Below are 17,316 nucleotides of genomic sequence, written 5' to 3'. Positions count from 1 at the left end.
GCGCCCGCGGCGGGCAGGCCGAGCGCGGCCATCTTTTTCAGGGAAGGGCGCGGTCCAGGGACGCCATGAAGTCGTCGGCGTTCTGGAATCCGATGACTTTGTGGGTCACTTGCGGTTCGCGCTGGGCATCGAAGAACACCATGCCCGGTGGGCCAAACAAGCCAAACTGCTTGAGCAGCGCTTTTTCTGAACTGGAATTCGCGGTCACGTCTGCCTGAAGCAGGCGCACCGAAGCCAGGCGCTGACGGACCTGCGGCTTGCTGAAGGTGAAGGCCTCCAGTTCTTTGCATGCCACGCACCAGTCGGCGTAGAAATCCAGCATCACGGTCTGTCCTTGCGCCTTGGCCTGGGCGAGCTTCTCGTTAAGTTGATCCACAGAATGGATCCGCTCGAAGGGAAGGGCGGTGGCGGCCTCCTGGACGGACGCCTCCTGGGTGATCCTGCCTTTGAGGTGGGACAGGGGTTGCAGCACCGAGTCGCCACCGGAGGCTGCGCCAACCAGCAACAGCAGCGCGAGTGCCGCCATGCCCACCCCGGTGGTGCGCGACAGGGTCTGCGCCCGGTTCGGGACCGGTTGTTTCGGGTCAAACACGCCCAGCAATGCTGCCGCTGTCAGCAACCAGACGGACCAGGCCAGCATGTGGGCGGTGGGGGGAAGTACGGGCGAGACCATCCAGATGGCCACGCCCAGCAGCATCATCCCGAAGACCTTTTTGACGTTCTCCATCCAGGCGCCCGCGCGGGGTAACAAGGTGCCGGCCGACAACCCCACGAGCAGCAGCGGGACACTCATGCCCATGGCCATGGAAAACAGCGCCGAACCGCCCAACACCACATCCCGGGTCTGGCTGATGTAGACCAGCGCTCCGGCCAAGGGTGCCGCCACACAGGGGCCCACCACCAGCGCGGACAGGCCGCCCATCAAAAAGACGCCCACGTGGGAACCTCCCCGGAAGCGGTTGGACCATTCCGTGGCGCGGCTCTGGATGAATGTGGGCATTTGCAGTTCATACACACCAAACATGGACAACGCCAGGGTGGCCAGCAAGCTGGCAAAGGCGCCCAGAACCCATGGGTTCTGCAGGGCCGCGGCCAGGCCTTCGCCGGCCAGGCCGGCGGCCACGCCGAAGCCGGCGTATACCAGTGCCATGCCGATGGCATAGCTCAGCGAGAGTGCAAAACCCTTGCCCCGACTGACGGGGCCTGTCTGGCCGGCGATCAGCGACGACAGGATGGGCACCATGGGCAGCACGCAAGGGGTGAAGGCCAGGAGCAGGCCTGCCAGCAGGAAGGCGCCCATGGTCTTGAGCACGCTACCCGATGCCAGCGACGCCCCGAAATCGTTCAGAGATGTGCTGGATGCCGGCGTTGGCGGCGGGGCGATGGCCGCAACCACCGACTTGTCCAGCGTCAATGAGGCGCTGGCGGGGGGGTAACACAAGCCTTCGTCGGCGCAACCCTGCCAGCTCACCTCGATCTGCTGTCCTTGCTGGCCACGGGTCAGCTGCAGGTCCGCTGCCAGATTGCCGCTATAGACGGCCATCGTTCGATTGAAGTTGGCGTCGAACAAATCCTTGCCGGGTGGCAGCTGCAAAGGCTTCCAGGCCACGTCTTTCGCGTTGGACTGGACCTGGATCCTTTCCCGGTACAGGTGGTAGCCCGGTGCGATCACCCAACGCAGCTGCACGGTGTGGTCGTCCAGTCGCTGGCTTGAAAAGGCAAACGCCTGCTCGGGCGGCAGGAAGTCTGCCCCGGAGCTGGCCATGGCGCAGCTTGCTGTGGTGAACGTGCTGATGGCGAGCAGCAGTTGAATCCAGAACCGGGTCCATAAGGGCATGCGAATTTCTCCAATGACACTGAAAAATGCCATTGGATCATAAAATGGGAAATATTCCCAAATAATGAGTTTGCTGCCTCAGCAGAACCGGTGCGGCTGCCTCCAGCTTTTTCGCGGCCGGCATCGCCGACACACGACCTCAGTCCTCCAGCACCCGCACCTTCACGCTCTTGCCCTTGATGCGGCCATCGTTGAGGCGGCTGGCGGCCTGCTGGGCGATGTCGCGGTCCACCGCGACGTAGGTGGACCATTCGTTGACGTTGATCTTGCCGACCTGCTCGCGCGTGTAACCCAGGTCGGCGGTGAGCGCGCCCAGCACGTCGCCGGGGCGGATCTTTTCCTTGCGACCGCCCTGGATGTGCAGCGTCACCATGGGCGGCACCAGCGGGCCTTTGCCGGTGGGTGTGAGCTCGGCGAGTTCGTGCCACTCGGATTCGCGGCCCTGCAACTGCTCGATGCGGCCCACATAACCCATCTCGTCCATGCTGGCGAGGTTCAGCGCCAGGCCGCTTTCGCCGGCGCGGCCGGTGCGGCCGATGCGGTGGATGTGCACCTCGGGGTCGGGCGTCACGTCCACGTTGATCACGGCGGCCAGGCTGGCGATGTCAAGTCCACGCGCCGCCACGTCGGTGGCCACCAGCACGGAGCAGCTCTTGTTGGCAAAGCGCACCAGCACCTGGTCGCGCTCACGCTGCTCCAGCTCACCAAACAGCGCCAGCGCGCTGAAGCCTTGCGCCTGCAGCACGCCCACGAGGTCGCGGCACTGCGCCTTGGTGTTGCAGAACGCCAGCGTGCTGGCCGGGCGGAAATGCAGCAGGAGCTGGCTCACCGCGTGCAGGCGCTCGCTGTCTTTCACCTGGTACCAGCGCTGTTCGATCTGGCCACCGGCGTGCTGCGCTTCGACCTTCACAGTGACCGGATCGCGCATGAACTGCGCGGCCAGCTTGGCGATGCCTTCCGGGTAGGTGGCCGAGAACAGCAGGGTCTGGCGCTCTTTCGGGCACTGGCGCGCGACCTTCACGATGTCGTCAAAGAAACCCATGTCGAGCATGCGGTCGGCCTCGTCGAGCACCAGGGTGTTGAGCGCGTCGAGCTGCAGGCTCTGGCGTTCCAGGTGGTCCATGAGGCGGCCGGGCGTGCCGACCACGATGTGTGCGCCGTGTTCCAGCGTGGCGAGCTGGCCGCGCAGCGGCACACCGCCGCAGAGCGTGACGACCTTGATGTTGTCTTCGGCGCGCGCCAGGCGGCGGATTTCGGTGGTCACCTGGTCGGCCAGTTCGCGCGTAGGGCAGAGCACCAGGGTCTGCACCGCGAAGCGGCGCGGGTTCAGATTCGCCAGCAGGGTGAGGGCGAAGGCAGCGGTCTTGCCGCTGCCGGTCTTGGCCTGGGCAATGATGTCCTTGCCCAGCAGGGCGGGGGGCAGGCTGGCTGCCTGGATGGGCGTCATGGCCAGATAGCCCAGCTGCTGCAGGTTGGCCAGCGTGGCCGGCGAGAGCGGCAGCTGGCTGAAATCGGTGGCGGAGGCCGCAGTGGGGGAGGCGTTCGGGGAAGCAGTGGTCATCCCCGATTATCGGCGCACCGTGCGGGTGAACGGTATCCGTTCGCCTTCTTGCCGGCGCTCACACCGCGACGCATGAAGTGATCTAACCCAGGGCACCGCCGGGCCGTCCAAGCCTGCGCAGGCAGGCTCGGAGCCGCGGCCCTCGGCCCCCTGGGGGTAGCGCGCAGCGCTGCGGGGGGGTCAGGAACTCAGCGTGAAGTAGAAGGTCGCGCCCTGGTTGGGCGCTGCCACCGCCCAGACCCGGCCGCCGTGGCGCATCACGATGCGCTGCACGATGGTCAGGCCGATGCCGGTGCCGGCGTAATCCTGTTCCCGGTGCAGGCGCTGGAACGGGCCGAACAGGCGGGTGGCCTGGGCCATGTCGAAGCCGCAGCCGTTGTCCCGGACGAAAAAGACCGTTTCGCCGTTTCGGGTTTCCGAGCCGACGTCGATCCGGGTGACCTCACACCGGGCAGTGAATTTCCAGGCGTTGCGCAGCAGGTTGTCCACCACGCTGCGCACCAGCGCCAGATCGGCCACCATCGTGAGCCTCGGGGCCACGCGAACCTGGGCCACCCGGTCGGGCTCCGCCCGCATGAGCTGGTCGGCGATCTCGCTGGCGATCTCGCTGATGTGGACCACGTCCAGCTGCAAGGGGACCTGGGTCAGTCGGGACATGTTCAGCAGGGCGTCGATCAGCGCGTTCATGCGCTGGCCCGCGGCGGAGATGCGCTCGACCAGCGCCTGCGTGTCTTCACCCAGGTCCGCGGGGTGCCGCAGCAGCAGTTCCTTGCTGAACCCGACGATGGCCCGGATGGGCGCGCGCAGATCGTGTGCCACGGAGTAGCTGAAGGCTTCGAGTTCCTTGATGCTCAGGTTCAGCTCGGCGGTGCGTTCGGTGACCAGTTTTTCCAGCCCGTCGTTGAGCATCTTGAGCCGGATCTCGCCGTGTTTGCGGTCCGAGACGTCCTGCACCACACCGGCGAAGCGCTGGCTGGGCCAGCGCGCGGCCTCGACCCGGACCCAGCGCGCACCGTTGTTCTTGGTGAGCACGCGGAACTCTTCGCTGAACTGCTTCAGGTCGTTCAGGTTTTCGGTCAACCGGGCTTCGATGGCGGCCCGGTCGCTCGCGTCCACCCGCGACAGCAGTTCCTGGATCGACATCGTCTGTTGCCCTGGGTGGCCGAGCAGGTCGGCCGTGCGGGCCGAGGCGGTAACGGTGCAGGTGGCGGTGTCGACCTCGATCACTCCCATGCTGGCGGCGTCCAGCGCCTGCTGTAGCAAGCGCTGGTTGTGCGTGAGTTCGGTTTCCAGCTTGTGGCGCTCGAAGGCCATCTGGATGGTGGCGTGCAGCTCGCGCTCGGAAAAGGGTTTGAGCAGGTAGCCGTACGGCCGGGTCTTGCGCGCGCGCTCCAGGGTCGAGTCTTCCGAATACGCGGTCAGGTAGATCACCGGGACGGCATGCGTTTCCTGCAGCCGTGAGGCCACCTCGATGCCGTCCATGTCGCCCTGGATGTGGATGTCCATCAACACCAGGTCGGGCATCAGCCGGGACACCATTTCGATGCTCTCCTCGCCGGAGACCGCGACGGCGGGCACGTCGTAGCCCATCTGCTCCAGACGTTGTTGCAGGTTGAAGGCGACGATGCTTTCGTCTTCGACCACGAGGATGCGTGCTGCTTTGTTCATGGTTTTCGCGCCAGGGGAAATCGCAGGGTGAAGCGGGTGGGGGCCGCGCGGTGCACCTGCAGGGTACCGTGCAACTGCCGGGTCAACAAATGCACCAGCTGCAGGCCGAGCGAGCCCGGGCGTTCGAGGCTTTGCTCGGGGCCGAAACCGACGCCGTCGTCGCCGATGGACAGCTCGACGTTGCCCTGTTCGTCCTGGAACAGCCCCACCTGGACGGTGCCGCGGCGACGCTCGGGAAAGCCGTGCTTGAGGGCATTGCTCACCAGTTCGTTGACGATCAGGCCGCAGGGGATGGCTTCGTTGATCGGCAGCTTCACGTGGTTGGCGTCGATCTGGACATCGACCTGGCCCGGCGAGGTGCCGTAGGACTCCATCATCGTGGGCAGCAGCTCGCCCAGGAACTGTTGGAAGTCGACCTGCGCAAAGTCGTGCGACTGGTACAGCGTCTGGTGGATCATCGACATCGAGCGGATCCGGTTCTGGCTGTCGCGCAGCATGCCCACCACCTGGGGGTCGTCGATCTTGAGCGCCTGCAGGTCGAGCAGGCTGTGGATCACCTGCAGGTTGTTCTTCACGCGGTGGTGCACCTCTTCGAGCAGCAGTTCCTTTTCCTGCAGCGCGGCGTGAACGCGTTTCTCGCTTTCCTTGCGCTCGCTCAGATCCAGGATCACGGACAGCACCATCGGCCCCTCCCCGGTTTCGACGGGGTTGATGCCGATCTCCACCGGGAATTCGCTGCCATCCTTGCGCAGGCCGGCCAGATCGCGCCCCGCGCCCATGGGCCGCGCCACCGTCTCGGCCACGAAACCCTGGCGGTAGCCGGGGTGGGCATGGCGGTAACGCACCGGCACCAGCATCTCCACCGCCTGGCCCAGGAGTTCCTCGCTCTGGTAGCCAAAAGTGGTTTCGGCCAGGCGGTTCACGCGCGTGATCAGGCCCTGCTGGTTGACCACAACCATCGCCACCGGGATGCGGTCAAACGCCTGGCCCAGGTACTCGTCGAGTCGTATTTGCTTGTGAGGCATCGGCAAATACTAAGCGGTTTGTCACCAGATGTATGTGATCTATTGCTGTTTGGGCGCACCGCGGGTGGGGTCAGGCGCCCAGCAGGTAGTCCAGCTCCTGCTGGCTGAATCCCGCCGCGAGGCGCGCCGCGTCGTTGAAGGGGGGCCTCAGGCGCGGGGCCTCGTGCCGGCGCGCGAGCAGCCGGTAGTGGGCCAGCGGGTCCAGCCCCTGCTGCGCGCACAACCAGCCGTACCAGCGGTTGCCGATGGCCACGTGGCCGATCTCGTCGCGCAGGATCACGTCCAGGATCTCGATGGTGCGTTGCGCGGCCGGGGTGTTGACCTTGCGCAGCCGGGCCTGGATCAGCGGCGTGGCGTCGAGCCCGCGTGCTTCGAGCGTGCGCGGCACCAGCGCCATGCGTGCGGTGATGTCGTCTTGTGTCTTCACGCACATCTCCCACAGGCCGTCGTGCGCGGGGAAATCGCCGTAGTCGTGGCCCAGGCTTTGCAGGTGGTTGCGCAGCAGACCGAAGTGGGTGGCTTCTTCGGCCGCCACCCGCAGCCAGTCGCGGTAGAAATCCACCGGCATGCCGGCGAAACGCCAGACCGCGTCGAGCGCGAGATTGATGGCGTTGAACTCGATGTGCGCGATGGCGTGCAGCAGCGCGGCCATGCCCTCCGGGGTGAAGGGCGAGCGCTGCGGCACGTCGGCCGGCGCGATGAGCGGGGGCCGCGCCGGCCGGCCGGGCAGGGGCGTGTCAGGGTCCGCGCTCAGTTCGGCGGCCGGCGCCAGCCAGCGCGCGCCCTCGTCCCCGGGCGGCATCTCGCGCAGGGTGTCCAGCAGACGGTGCGCCGCCTGCGCTTTCGCGGCCGGGTCGGTGATGCCCAGCGCCTGCAGCGCCTGTGCCCGCAGGCTGGGGCTGGGCATGGGTGGCGTGGGGCGGTCGGCGCGGGCTTGCATCCCTACAATTCTAGGTTTCGTGCTGGCGCCAGCCACCGACCCCGGACCCGAACCCCAGGAGACTTCCCCGATGGCGATCTACGAACTCGATGGTGCCGCGCCGCAGTTGGCCGCATCGGCCTGGGTGGCCGACAACGCCCAGGTCATGGGCGATGTGGTGCTCGGCGAAGACTGCAGCGTGTGGTTCGGCGTCACCGTGCGCGGCGACACCGACACGATCCGCATCGGGCGCGGCAGCAACATCCAGGATGGCAGCGTGCTGCACGCCGACATGGGCCTGCCCCTGACCATCGGCGAGCACGTGACCGTGGGCCACCAGGTCATGCTGCACGGCTGCACCATCGGTGACGAGTCGCTGATCGGCATTGGCGCCATCGTGCTCAACGGCGCGAAGATCGGCAAGAACTGCCTGGTGGGCGCGGGCGCGCTGGTGACCGAGGGCAAGGAATTCCCCGACGGCTCCATGATCATCGGCAGCCCGGCCAAGGCGGTGCGCCAGCTCACACCCGAGCAGATCGAAGGCCTGCGCCGAAGCGCGAAACACTACGTGGCGAACGCGCAGCGCTTCCGCCACGGCTTGAAAAAAATCGCCTGAGCCCGATCTGCCAGCGTTGACCGAACCGAAAGAACAGATTGTCCGAACTCCACAAATTCATGTTTGAAGGCCTGCCGGTGCGCGGCATGCTGGTGCGCCTGACCGATGCCTGGACCGATATCCTGCACCGGCGTGAACAGGCTGGCGGCTATCCGGCGGCGGTACAGGAACTGCTGGGCGAGATGACGGCGGCGGCCACGCTGATGCAGGCCAACATCAAGTTCAACGGCGCGCTGATCATGCAGATCATGGGCGACGGCCCGGTGAAACTCGCCGTGACCGAGGTCCAGCCCGACCTGAGCCTGCGCGCCACCGCCACCGTGGTGGGCGAGGTGGCCGCCGACGCGCCGCTGTCGCACATGGTCAACGTGAACAACGCGGGCCGCTGCGCGATCACGCTGGACCCGAAAGAGCGCCTGCCCGGCCAGCAGCCCTACCAGGGCGTGGTGCCGCTGTTTGGCGACCGGCGCGAAAAGCTGGAAAAGCTCAGCGAAGTGATCGAACACTACATGTTGCAGAGCGAGCAGCTAGACACCCGCCTGGTGCTCGCCGCCAACGACAAGGTGGCCGCGGGCCTGCTGATCCAGCGCCTGCCGCTGCAGGGTGAGGCCAACCTGGCCGGTGCGGGCGCGGTCGCCAAGGACGAAGACCAGATCGGCCTGAACGAGGACTACAACCGCATCGCCATCCTGGCGGCCAGCCTCAAGCGCGAGGAACTGCTGGAGCTGGACGCCGACACCATCCTGCGGCGCCTGTTCTGGGAAGAGGACGTGCGCCGCTTCGAACCCCTGGTGGGTGAGGAAGGGCCGCGTTTCGCCTGCACCTGCTCGCGCGAGCGCGTGGGCAACATGCTGCGCAGCCTGGGGCGCGACGAGATCGAATCCATCATTGCCGAGCAGGGCCAGGTGGAGGTGGGCTGCGACTTCTGCGGCGCGCAGTACCGGTTCGATCCGGTGGACGCGGCGCAGGTGTTTCTGCAGCCGCACACGCAGCCGCCCGCCACACCCAATCTTCAGTGAGCGGCGGGCCGGGTCAGGTCGTCGCGCGCAGCCGCCGCGCGCCCTGGCCCAGCGTGTCCAGCACGTCGTGACACGCCCCCATGGTGTGGTAGTCCACCTTGCCTGCGGGGCTCTTTTCGTCGCTGATCTTGGTGTTGTCGGCGCGCAGGATGCGCCACCAGGCACCGTGTTGATGGTCCACGAAATGCTGCCAGGCGTAGGCCCATAGGCGGTCGTAGTCGGCCCAGTAGCGCGCCTCGCCGGTGGCCTGGGCCAGGCGCGCCGCCGTGGCCAGCGACTCGGCCTGGACCCAGAAATACTTGTCGCTGTCGCACACGCTGCCGTCGGGCGCGAAACCATAGAACAGGCCGCCGTGTTCGGTATCCCACGACTTCGCCATCGCGGTGTCGAAGAACAACCGGGCGCGCGGCAGGTGGTCGGCGCGTGGGCGGCGCTGATCGAGCAGCAGCAACAGCTTGGCCCATTCGGTCAGGTGGCCGGGCTGGAAGCCCCAGGGGCGGAAGATGTTGCTCTTGTCGTCCTTGTTGTAGTCCCAGTCGACCGACCAGTCGGCGCGGTAGTGTTCCCACACCAGGCCATCGGCCAGCGCCGCCTGGCGGATGCAGATGTGATCGGCCAGGCGCTCGGCGCGGACGAGGTAGCGGGTCTCGCCGGTGGCGTCGAAGGCGGCCAGCAGCGCCTCGCACAGGTGCATGTTGGCGTTCTGGCCCCGGTAGTTGCTGAGCACTCCGTCGGGGCGGATCTCGTCGGCGTACAGGCCGTGGTCCGGTTCCCAGAAGCGCTGCTCGAGCAGTTCGAAGGTCTCGGCGATGCCGGCGTGCGCCTCGGGCAGACCGGCCATGAAGGCGTGGGCGTGCGCCAGCAGGACGAAGGCCAGGCCGTAGGCGTGCTGGGTGCCATCGAGCACGGTCTTTTTCCCGTCGCGCCAGTCCAGCAGCCAAGTGTAGCTGCCGCTGTGGGGGTCCCGGTGCGCGCGGCGCAGGAAGTCGAAGGCGTGGGACAGCGCCTGACGGTGCGAGGCATCGGCCCCCGAGCGCACGGCCATGGCGTAGGTGAAGACGAAGCGGGTGCTGCTGACCAGGTGGCGGGTGTGACGGTCGTAGACCTCGCCGTTGTCCCGGAAGAAGTGGAACAGTCCGCCGCTGGGGTCGATGGCCCGGGGGTGGTAGAAGGCCATGCAGTCGCACACGTGCGCGCGCAGGAACTCGGGCGAGCGGAAGTCGGGCAGGGGTTGTGCCGGGATCATGGTGGCGGGTCCTTGGTGTGATCGGTGGTCAGAAGCTGGCTGAACAGGCGGTGTTCACAGTCCGGGTCACTGCAACTGTCGCAGACCCAGCGCCCCCGGCCCTGGCGCAGCACCGGGTCGTCGGCCACCAGGGGGCGGCCCAGGCGGGTGGCGATCGCCTGCAGCGCCTGCCGCAGGCGCGCCTCGCCCTGGCCATACACGGGCTGGAATGCCACGCCCGCGGTGCGCAGTTCGCGGCGCAGCAGCGCGTCGGTGGCTTCGCGCACGGCCGGGCTGTCGCGAAACAGGCCGTCGGGCACCCAGGGCAGGTCCAGCCCCATCAGCAGCGTGAGGTCGTAGCGCTGCTGAGTGGCCCGGGCCGCGGCGTACAGCGAGGTGTCCTGGAAATAGAGTTCGCTGTAGGCGGCGATCACCAGCGCCGAGGTGTCGGCGATCACCAGTTCCACGCCGGCTTGCTGGGTGGCTTCCTCGATGCAGCGGCTCTGTTCGGCAGCGCGCGCGGCCTGCTCTTCGGCGCGGGGCGCGCGGCCCATGCGCTCGCACCAGAGCCGCAGCTGCTCGGGCACCAGCGCCGTGTGGATCTGGAGCTGTTGGTTGAGGTGTTGGTGCAGCGCCTGCGCCAGGGCGGTCTTGCCAGAGGATTCGCCGCCCAGCAGCGTGATCGTGAGGGCCACGGGCGGTGTCAGCAAAAGGCGGAAAAGAAGGTCAAGCGCTGGGCGGGGCCGGCTGGCACGCCGTCAGCGCTTGCTCTGCGCGATCTGGATGAAGATCTCGTTGGGCTTGACCATGCCCAGGTCCTGCCGGGCGAGTTCCTCGACCATGTCCAGCCCTTCCTGGAGGTCGCTCACCTCGCTGGCCAGCCGGTCGTTGCGCAGCTGGGCTTCGTGGTTGCGGTGTTCCTGCTCGGTCAGCTGCAGCTTCATGCTCGCCACCTTCGGCACGCTGCCCCGCCCGAACCACAGCTGGGCGTGCAGCACCAGCAGCAGTCCGATCAGCAGGGCAGGGATAAAGCGGTTGGCCATGGCGCGAGTTTAGTGAGCGCTCAGGTCAAGCGCCAGAGATGCCGCATCCGCTTCCCATGGCGCCGGAGCGCCACCCGCAACGCACGCAACGGTCCAACCCAGGGCACCGCCGGGCCGGCTCTGCCGGACGGCCAGTGCCGCCCTCTTGAGGGGGTCGCGCGCAGCGCGGCGGGGGTGTTTCATTTCAGGTTGTAGAACGCTGCGCGGCCCGGGTACACCGCCACTTCGCCCAGGTCTTCCTCGATGCGCAGCAGCTGGTTGTACTTGGCCATGCGGTCCGAGCGCGAGAGCGAGCCGGTCTTGATCTGGCCGGCGTTGGTGCCCACGGCGATGTCGGCGATGGTGTTGTCCTCGGTCTCGCCCGAGCGGTGCGAGATCACGGCCGTGTAGCCGGCGCGCTTGGCCATCTCGATGGCGGCGAAGGTTTCTGTCAGGGTGCCGATCTGGTTGATCTTGATCAGGATCGAGTTGGCGATCGACTTGTCGATGCCTTCTTTCAGGATCTTGGTGTTGGTGACGAACAGGTCGTCACCCACCAGCTGGACCTGCTGGCCCAGGCGCTCGGTCAGGTGCTTCCAGCCGTCCCAGTCGCCCTCGGCCATCGCGTCTTCGATGCTGATGATGGGGTACTTGTCCACCCAGGTGGCCAGCATGTTGGTCCACTCTTCGGCGGAGAGCACCAGGCCTTCGGCTTCGAGGTGGTACTTGCCGTCTTTGTAGAACTCGCTGGCGGCGCAGTCCAGGCCCAGGGCGATCTGTTCGCCGGCGGTGTAGCCCGCGTTGCCGATGGCTTCCAGGATCATCTGGATCGCGGCTTCGTGGTTGGCCACGCTGGGGGCAAAGCCGCCTTCGTCGCCCACGGCGATGCTCATGCCCTTGTCGTGGATGATTTTCTTCAAGGCGTGGAACACCTCGGCACCCCAGCGCAGGGCCTCGCGGAAGCTCGGCGCGCCCACGGGGATGATCATCAGTTCCTGCAGGTCGAGGTTGTTGTTGGCGTGCGCGCCACCGTTGACCACGTTCATCATGGGCACGGGCATCTGCACCGCGCTCATGCCGCCGAAATAGCGGTACAGCGGCAGGCCGGCTTCTTCGGCGGCGGCGCGGGCCACGGCCATGGACACGGCCAGCAGCGCGTTGGCGCCCAGGCGGCCTTTGTTCTCGGTGCCGTCCAGGTCGATCAGGGTCTTGTCCAGGAAGGCCTGCTCGGAGGCGTCCAGGCCCAGCACGGCTTCGCTGATCTCGGTGTTGATGTGTTCGACGGCCTTGAGCACGCCCTTGCCGAGGTAGCGGCCCTTGTCGCCGTCGCGCAGCTCGATGGCTTCGCGGCTGCCCGTGGAGGCACCCGAGGGCACGGCCGCACGGCCCATCACGCCGCTTTCCAGCAGCACGTCGCATTCGACGGTGGGGTTGCCGCGGCTGTCGAGAATTTCGCGGCCGACGATGTCAACGATTGCGCTCATGGTTTCCTTTCGATGTGGATATTCAGATGACGGGGGCGCTCACGCCCTCCACCAGGACGAGGTTGAAGAATTCGGTGGCACCGGCCCGCTTGGCGCGCGCTTGCCGGTACATCTCGCTGTCGTAGAAGGCCTTGGCCTGCTCGTAGCTGGGAAAGCGCAGCATGGCGATGCGGGCCGGTTGCCAATCGCCTTCCAGGGCTTCGAAACGGCCGCCCCGGACCAGGTATTCCCCGCCGGCCGCCGCCACCGCTGCGGGCGCCGCCGCCATGTACTGCTGGTACTGCTCCATGTTGGAGATCTGCATGTCGACGATGATGTAGGCGGCTGGCATGGGCTTGTGTTCAGTTGAAGTCGTTTTCGAGAAAACCGCTGCGCTTGGTCAGGTCGTCCAGCGCCACCAGGGTTTCCAGCAAGGCCTTCATGTGTTTCAGCGGCACGGCGTTCGGGCCGTCCGACCAGGCCTCGGCGGGCTTGGGGTGGGTTTCCATGAACAGGCCGGCGACACCCGCCGCCACGCCCGCACGCGCCAGCACCGGCACCATCTCGCGGGCACCGCCGCTGGCACCACCCAGGCCGCCGGGTTTCTGCACCGAGTGGGTCACGTCGAACACCACCGGCGCGCCGGATTGGCGCATCTCGGCCAGGCTGGTCATGTCGGCCACGAGGTTGTTGTAGCCAAAGCTCACGCCACGTTCGCAGGCCAGGAAGCGGTCTTCGGACAGGCCCACTTCCTTCGCGGCAGCGCGTGCCTTGTCGATCACGTTCTTCATGTCCCAGGGCGCGAGGAACTGGCCTTTCTTGATGTTCACCGGCTTGCCGGACTGGGCCACGGCGCGGATGAAATCGGTCTGGCGGCACAAGAACGCCGGTGTCTGCAACACGTCCACCACGCTCGCCACCTCGGCCACCTGGGACGCCTCGTGCACGTCGGTAAGCACAGGCAGGCCCAGCTGGCGGCGCACCTCGTCCAGGATCTTCAGGCCCGCGTCCATGCCCAGCCCGCGCTGGGTGGTGCCGGAGGACCGGTTGGCCTTGTCGAACGAGCCCTTGTAGATCAGCGGGATGCCGAGGGCGGTACAGGCTTCCTTGAGCTGACCCGCCACGTCAAGCGACATCTGCAGGCCTTCGATGGAGCAGGTGCCGGCGATCAGGAAGAAGCGCTGGTCCAGGCCAACGTCGAATCCGCACAGCTTCATGTGGGCTCCGATCAGGCCTTGGCCGCCCGGTGGTGTTCGACCGCCGCCTGGATGAAGGCATTGAACAGCGGGTGGCCGTTCCACGGCGTGGACTTGAACTCGGGGTGGAACTGCACGCCGATGAACCAGGGGTGCACGGCCTTGGGCAGCTCGACGATTTCGGTGAGTTGCTCGCGTTGCGTCAGCGCCGAGATCACCAGACCGGCCTGGCGCAGCTGGTCGAGGTAATTGACGTTGGCTTCGTAGCGGTGGCGGTGGCGCTCGGTCACCACGTCGCCATAGATGCTGTGGGCGAGGGTGCCGGCCTGCACGTCGGAGCTTTGCGCGCCCAGGCGCATGGTGCCGCCCAGGTCGGAGCTGGCGCTGCGGGTCTGGATGCTGCCGTCGGCGTCTTTCCACTCGGTGATCAGGGCGATCACCGGGTGCGGCGTGGCCGGGTCGAACTCGGTGCTGTTGGCACCGGCGAGGCCGGCCACATGGCGCGCGTATTCGATGGTGGCCACCTGCATGCCCAGGCAGATGCCCAGGTAGGGCACCTTGTGCTCGCGGGCGAAGCGGGCGGTGTTGATCTTGCCTTCGACGCCGCGCAGACCGAAACCGCCGGGCACCAGGATCGCGTCGTACTGCGCGAGCTTGTCCGCGGCATTGGCGCCTTCCATGGTCTCGGAATCCACGTGGTCGATCTTCACGCGCACGTGGTTGCGCATGCCGGCGTGGCGCAGGGCCTCGTTGACCGACTTGTAGCTGTCCGACAGGTCGACGTATTTGCCGACCATGGCGATCCTGACTTCACCTTGAGGGTGCTCGGTCTCGTGCACCAGTTCGTCCCAGCGCTTGAGGCTGGTGGGTGGCGTGTTCAGGCGCAGCTTGTCGCAGATCAGGCCGTCCAGGCCCTGCTCGTGCAGCATGCGCGGCACCTTGTAGATGGTGTCCACATCCCACATGGAGATCACGCCCCATTCGGGCACGTTGGTGAACAGCGAAATCTTGGCGCGCTCTTCCTCGGGGATGCGGCGGTCGGCGCGGCAGAGCAGGGCGTCGGCCTGGATGCCGATCTCGCGCAGCTTCTGCACCGTGTGTTGCGTGGGCTTGGTTTTCAGCTCGCCGGCGGCCGCGATCCACGGCAGGTAGGTCAGGTGCACGAAGGCGGTGTTGTTCGGCCCCATGCGCAGGCTCATCTGGCGCACCGCTTCGAGGAAAGGCAGGGACTCGATGTCGCCCACCGTGCCGCCGATTTCGACGATGGCCACGTCCACCGCGTCGGGCGTGCCGATGCCGGCGCCGCGCTTGATGAATTCCTGGATCTCGTTGGTGACGTGCGGGATGACCTGCACCGTCTTGCCGAGGTAGTCGCCGCGGCGTTCCTTCTCCAGCACCGACTGGTAGATCTTGCCGGTGGTGAAGTTGTTGGTCTTCTTCATGCGCGTTTCGATGAAACGCTCATAGTGACCGAGGTCCAGGTCGGTTTCGGCCCCGTCGTCGGTCACGAAGACCTCGCCATGCTGGAAGGGCGACATGGTGCCCGGGTCCACGTTGATGTACGGGTCGAGCTTGATGAGGGTGACTTTGAGGCCGCGCGATTCGAGGATCGCAGCCAGGGAAGCAGAAGCAATGCCCTTGCCAAGGGAGGACACCACACCGCCGGTGACGAACACAAATTTGGTCATGTCTCGGGCGAGCCATTCGCTCGCAGGAGGTGGAAATGGCGATTATAAAGGCCACCCCCCAGCGCCCTCTCGGTCCGGGCCCGGTGGCCCGGCGTCGGTTGCTGGTGGGCTCAGTTGTTGCCGCGCACGCGCAGCAGGAAGTTGCGCTCGAGCTTGCCGCTGCCGCCGACCACCTGGGCCGTGACGGTGATCAGGAAGTCCTCGTCGGTCGCGCCGGTGTTGTCGTAACACTCGGGATAGCCCTTGCAGGTCTGGGTGATCAGACCCGTGGTGGTGTCCAGCTGCAGGTTCCTGGCCAGCTCGGCCACCGCGTCGGCCGAGGCGCTGATGGCATCGATCTTCATCGAGTAGTTCAGGCTCGTGCCGGCGGGCACGCTGGCCGAGGTGTCGATGGCCCAGAGCGAGTGGGTCCTGGTGCTGGGGTTGTAGGCCGGATTCTTCAGGCCGAAGTCGGCCTCGGTGCCCAGGTAGAAAGTGCCGTTGGGTTTGAGCTTGTCGAGCGGGAAATAACCATCGCTGTCGGCGAACCAGAGGTTGCTCAGGGCGCCGCCGGTGGGCACGGCGTCGTTGTCCGAGGCATCGGATCCACCGCCGCAGGCGACCAGCGCGCTCAGCACGGCGCCCACGATGACGCCCTGGGCCAGTGTGCGTGGTTTGAATTTCATGTTCATGGGTGTTGGGGTCTGCGGGAAATGGGCTGTGGCGGCATTATGTCTGCTGTGGCACCCCCGCGCGCACCGGGCGCCGCACCGTCCACTCAGGGGCCTCGCCCACCCCCACCGCGGCGGCGGTTGAACTGCTACATTGCGCGCATGAACGACCTCGCCGGAAAACACATCGTCCTCGGCCTCTCGGGCGGCATCGCCTGCTACAAGGCGGCCGAGCTCTGTCGATCGCTGATCAAGGAGGGGGCCACGGTGCAGGTGGTGATGACCGAAGCGGCCGAGCAGTTCATCACCCCGGTGACGATGCAGGCGCTGTCGGGCCGACCGGTGTTCAGCTCGCAGTGGGATGCGCGCACCTCGGGCGGCGTGGACAACAACATGCCCCACATCAACCTCAGCCGCGAGGCCGACGCGATCCTGGTGGCGCCAGCCAGTGCCGACTTCATGGCCAAGCTGCTGCACGGCCGCGCCGACGAACTGCTCAGCCTGATGTGCCTGGCCCGTCCGCGCGATCAGGTGCCGCTGATCCTGGCGCCCGCCATGAACCGCGAAATGTGGTCGCACCCCGCCACGCAGCGCAACGTGACCCAGTTGCGCGCCGACGGCACGACCGTGCTCGATGTGGGCGTGGGCGACCAGGCCTGCGGCGAAACCGGCGACGGCCGCATGCTGGAGCCCGAGGAGTTGCTGTACGAGCTGGTGCGGTTCTTTTCGCCCAAGCCCCTGGCCGGCCAGCAGGTGCTGGTGAGCGCCGGGCCCACGTTCGAGGCCATCGACCCGGTGCGCGGCCTGACCAACCTCTCCAGCGGCAAGATGGGTTTTGCCATCGCGCGGGCCGCCCACGAAGCGGGCGCCCAGGTGACGCTGGTGGCCGGGCCGGTGAGCCTGCCCACGCCACGCGGCGTGGGGCGCATCAACGTGAAGTCGGCGCTGAACATGCAGAAGACGCTCAACGTGCTGAGCCAGAGCGCCAGCGTGTTCGTCTCGGCCGCCGCGGTGGCGGACTGGCGACCGGTGCAGGCGGCCGAACAGAAGATCAAGAAAGACGGCTCGGGCGAGGTGCCCACGCTGTCTTTTGTGGAAAACCCCGACATCCTGGCCGGCATCGCGGCCAGTGCCCGCGCCCAGAACGGCGCGCTGTATTGTGTGGGCTTCGCGGCGGAAAGCCAGGACCTGCTGGCCCTGGCACAGAGCAAGCGGGTGCGCAAGGGCGTGCCCCTGCTGGTGGGCAACATCGGCCCCGACACCTTTGGCCAGGACGACAACGCCCTGCTGCTGGTCGACGAACACGGCGTGACCGAGCTGCCGCGTGCCGACAAACTGGTGCTGGCGCGCCAGCTGGTGGCGGAAATCGCCCGCCGCCTGCCCGAACACAAAGCCGCCTGACGGGCGCAGGGGCCACACCCCCTTGC

The 17,316-nt window shown here is 66.8% G+C and carries 16 protein-coding genes; 3 read left to right on the top strand and 13 right to left on the bottom strand.

The genetic code is table 11. The features are described 5' to 3' along the window. Nucleotides 1–37: 37 nt before the first annotated feature. From dsbD to HTA01S_RS03480, 5 genes are all read right to left on the bottom strand, one after another. Nucleotides 38–1,837, bottom strand: a complete 1,800-nt coding sequence (dsbD, locus tag HTA01S_RS03500; RefSeq protein ID WP_068167203.1) for a protein-disulfide reductase DsbD — start codon at nt 1,835–1,837, stop codon at nt 38–40. 139 nt (nt 1,838–1,976) lie between these two features. Further along, nucleotides 1,977–3,398 (bottom strand): ATP-dependent RNA helicase DbpA, encoded by a 1,422-nt coding sequence (gene dbpA / locus HTA01S_RS03495; RefSeq protein WP_068167202.1) that lies wholly within the window; start codon nt 3,396–3,398, stop codon nt 1,977–1,979. Between the two features lie 180 nt (nt 3,399–3,578). Then, nucleotides 3,579–5,066, bottom strand: coding sequence for a sensor histidine kinase (locus tag HTA01S_RS03490; RefSeq protein WP_068167201.1), 1,488 nt, complete (start codon nt 5,064–5,066; stop codon nt 3,579–3,581). Beyond that, entirely contained in the window at nt 5,063–6,091 is a 1,029-nt protein-coding gene (locus HTA01S_RS03485) for a sensor histidine kinase (protein ID WP_068167200.1), read from the bottom strand. Before HTA01S_RS03485 ends, HTA01S_RS03490 begins: the two co-directional genes overlap by 4 nt. A 70-nt stretch (nt 6,092–6,161) precedes the next feature. Next, nucleotides 6,162–7,031, bottom strand: coding sequence for a ferritin-like domain-containing protein (locus tag HTA01S_RS03480; protein WP_218017301.1), 870 nt, complete (start codon nt 7,029–7,031; stop codon nt 6,162–6,164). 70 nt (nt 7,032–7,101) lie between these two features. On the opposite strand from HTA01S_RS03480, the gene HTA01S_RS03475 reads away from it, so the two are divergent. Both HTA01S_RS03475 and hslO read left to right on the top strand, forming a co-directional pair. Then, complete coding sequence (locus HTA01S_RS03475) at nt 7,102–7,626, top strand: gamma carbonic anhydrase family protein (protein ID WP_068167199.1); 525 nt, start codon at nt 7,102–7,104, stop codon at nt 7,624–7,626. A 38-nt stretch (nt 7,627–7,664) separates the two neighbouring features. Further along, the gene (hslO, locus tag HTA01S_RS03470) at nt 7,665–8,645 is read left to right on the top strand and encodes an Hsp33 family molecular chaperone HslO (RefSeq protein ID WP_068167198.1); all 981 of its coding nucleotides are present in this window, start codon (nt 7,665–7,667) and stop codon (nt 8,643–8,645) included. Nucleotides 8,646–8,658: 13 nt separating this feature from the next. On the opposite strand, the gene HTA01S_RS03465 is transcribed toward hslO, so the two are convergent. The 8 genes from HTA01S_RS03465 to HTA01S_RS03430 form a co-directional block, all read right to left on the bottom strand. Further along, complete coding sequence (locus tag HTA01S_RS03465) at nt 8,659–9,891, bottom strand: AGE family epimerase/isomerase (RefSeq protein WP_068167197.1); 1,233 nt, start codon at nt 9,889–9,891, stop codon at nt 8,659–8,661. Next, nucleotides 9,888–10,565, bottom strand: coding sequence for an AAA family ATPase (locus HTA01S_RS03460; RefSeq protein WP_068167221.1), 678 nt, complete (start codon nt 10,563–10,565; stop codon nt 9,888–9,890). Before HTA01S_RS03460 ends, HTA01S_RS03465 begins: the two co-directional genes overlap by 4 nt. Nucleotides 10,566–10,628: 63 nt before the next feature. After that, nucleotides 10,629–10,913, bottom strand: coding sequence for an FtsB family cell division protein (locus HTA01S_RS03455; RefSeq protein WP_068167196.1), 285 nt, complete (start codon nt 10,911–10,913; stop codon nt 10,629–10,631). A gap of 179 nt (nt 10,914–11,092) precedes the next feature. Then, nucleotides 11,093–12,376 carry a phosphopyruvate hydratase gene (gene eno, locus HTA01S_RS03450; RefSeq protein WP_068167195.1) on the bottom strand — a complete coding sequence of 428 codons (1,284 nt, stop codon included), beginning with the start codon at nt 12,374–12,376 and terminating at the stop codon, nt 11,093–11,095. A gap of 22 nt (nt 12,377–12,398) precedes the next feature. After that, entirely contained in the window at nt 12,399–12,707 is a 309-nt protein-coding gene (locus tag HTA01S_RS03445) for a DUF1330 domain-containing protein (RefSeq protein ID WP_068167194.1), read from the bottom strand. 10 nt (nt 12,708–12,717) lie between these two features. Then, complete coding sequence (gene kdsA, locus HTA01S_RS03440; RefSeq protein ID WP_068167193.1) at nt 12,718–13,572, bottom strand: 3-deoxy-8-phosphooctulonate synthase; 855 nt, start codon at nt 13,570–13,572, stop codon at nt 12,718–12,720. Between the two features lie 11 nt (nt 13,573–13,583). Further along, complete coding sequence (locus tag HTA01S_RS03435) at nt 13,584–15,239, bottom strand: CTP synthase (RefSeq protein WP_068167192.1); 1,656 nt, start codon at nt 15,237–15,239, stop codon at nt 13,584–13,586. 110 nt (nt 15,240–15,349) lie between these two features. Then, a complete protein-coding gene (locus HTA01S_RS03430; RefSeq protein WP_157571960.1) occupies nt 15,350–15,904 on the bottom strand; it encodes a hypothetical protein in 555 nt (184 codons plus the stop codon). A gap of 147 nt (nt 15,905–16,051) precedes the next feature. Between HTA01S_RS03430 and coaBC the strand changes: the two genes are divergently transcribed. After that, a complete protein-coding gene (gene coaBC, locus HTA01S_RS03425) occupies nt 16,052–17,290 on the top strand; it encodes a bifunctional phosphopantothenoylcysteine decarboxylase/phosphopantothenate--cysteine ligase CoaBC (RefSeq protein WP_068167190.1) in 1,239 nt (412 codons plus the stop codon). Nucleotides 17,291–17,316 lie beyond the last annotated feature (26 nt).

It is taken from the genome of Hydrogenophaga taeniospiralis CCUG 15921 (assembly GCF_001592305.1).
Lineage (GTDB): Bacteria > Pseudomonadota > Gammaproteobacteria > Burkholderiales > Burkholderiaceae_C > Hydrogenophaga > Hydrogenophaga taeniospiralis.
Note: the sequence above shows the minus strand (reverse complement) of the source record. Positions and strands in the feature narration are given on the sequence as shown.

What these genes read in the sequence shown, in the direction of transcription:
- HTA01S_RS03435 (WP_068167192.1), bottom strand. Translation starts at nt 15,239, where the DNA reads ATGACCAAATTTGTGTTCGTCACCGGCGGTGTGGTGTCCTCCCTTGGC.
- HTA01S_RS03445 (WP_068167194.1), bottom strand. Translation starts at nt 12,707, where the DNA reads ATGCCAGCCGCCTACATCATCGTCGACATGCAGATCTCCAACATGGAG.
- HTA01S_RS03485 (WP_068167200.1), bottom strand. Translation starts at nt 6,091, where the DNA reads ATGCCTCACAAGCAAATACGACTCGACGAGTACCTGGGCCAGGCGTTT.
- HTA01S_RS03465 (WP_068167197.1), bottom strand. Translation starts at nt 9,891, where the DNA reads ATGATCCCGGCACAACCCCTGCCCGACTTCCGCTCGCCCGAGTTCCTG.
- HTA01S_RS03455 (WP_068167196.1), bottom strand. Translation starts at nt 10,913, where the DNA reads ATGGCCAACCGCTTTATCCCTGCCCTGCTGATCGGACTGCTGCTGGTG.
- HTA01S_RS03480 (WP_218017301.1), bottom strand. Translation starts at nt 7,031, where the DNA reads ATGCAAGCCCGCGCCGACCGCCCCACGCCACCCATGCCCAGCCCCAGC.
- dsbD (WP_068167203.1), bottom strand. Translation starts at nt 1,837, where the DNA reads ATGCCCTTATGGACCCGGTTCTGGATTCAACTGCTGCTCGCCATCAGC.
- HTA01S_RS03475 (WP_068167199.1), top strand. Translation starts at nt 7,102, where the DNA reads ATGGCGATCTACGAACTCGATGGTGCCGCGCCGCAGTTGGCCGCATCG.
- dbpA (WP_068167202.1), bottom strand. Translation starts at nt 3,398, where the DNA reads ATGACCACTGCTTCCCCGAACGCCTCCCCCACTGCGGCCTCCGCCACC.
- coaBC (WP_068167190.1), top strand. Translation starts at nt 16,052, where the DNA reads ATGAACGACCTCGCCGGAAAACACATCGTCCTCGGCCTCTCGGGCGGC.
- eno (WP_068167195.1), bottom strand. Translation starts at nt 12,376, where the DNA reads ATGAGCGCAATCGTTGACATCGTCGGCCGCGAAATTCTCGACAGCCGC.
- HTA01S_RS03430 (WP_157571960.1), bottom strand. Translation starts at nt 15,904, where the DNA reads ATGAAATTCAAACCACGCACACTGGCCCAGGGCGTCATCGTGGGCGCC.
- kdsA (WP_068167193.1), bottom strand. Translation starts at nt 13,572, where the DNA reads ATGAAGCTGTGCGGATTCGACGTTGGCCTGGACCAGCGCTTCTTCCTG.
- HTA01S_RS03490 (WP_068167201.1), bottom strand. Translation starts at nt 5,066, where the DNA reads ATGAACAAAGCAGCACGCATCCTCGTGGTCGAAGACGAAAGCATCGTC.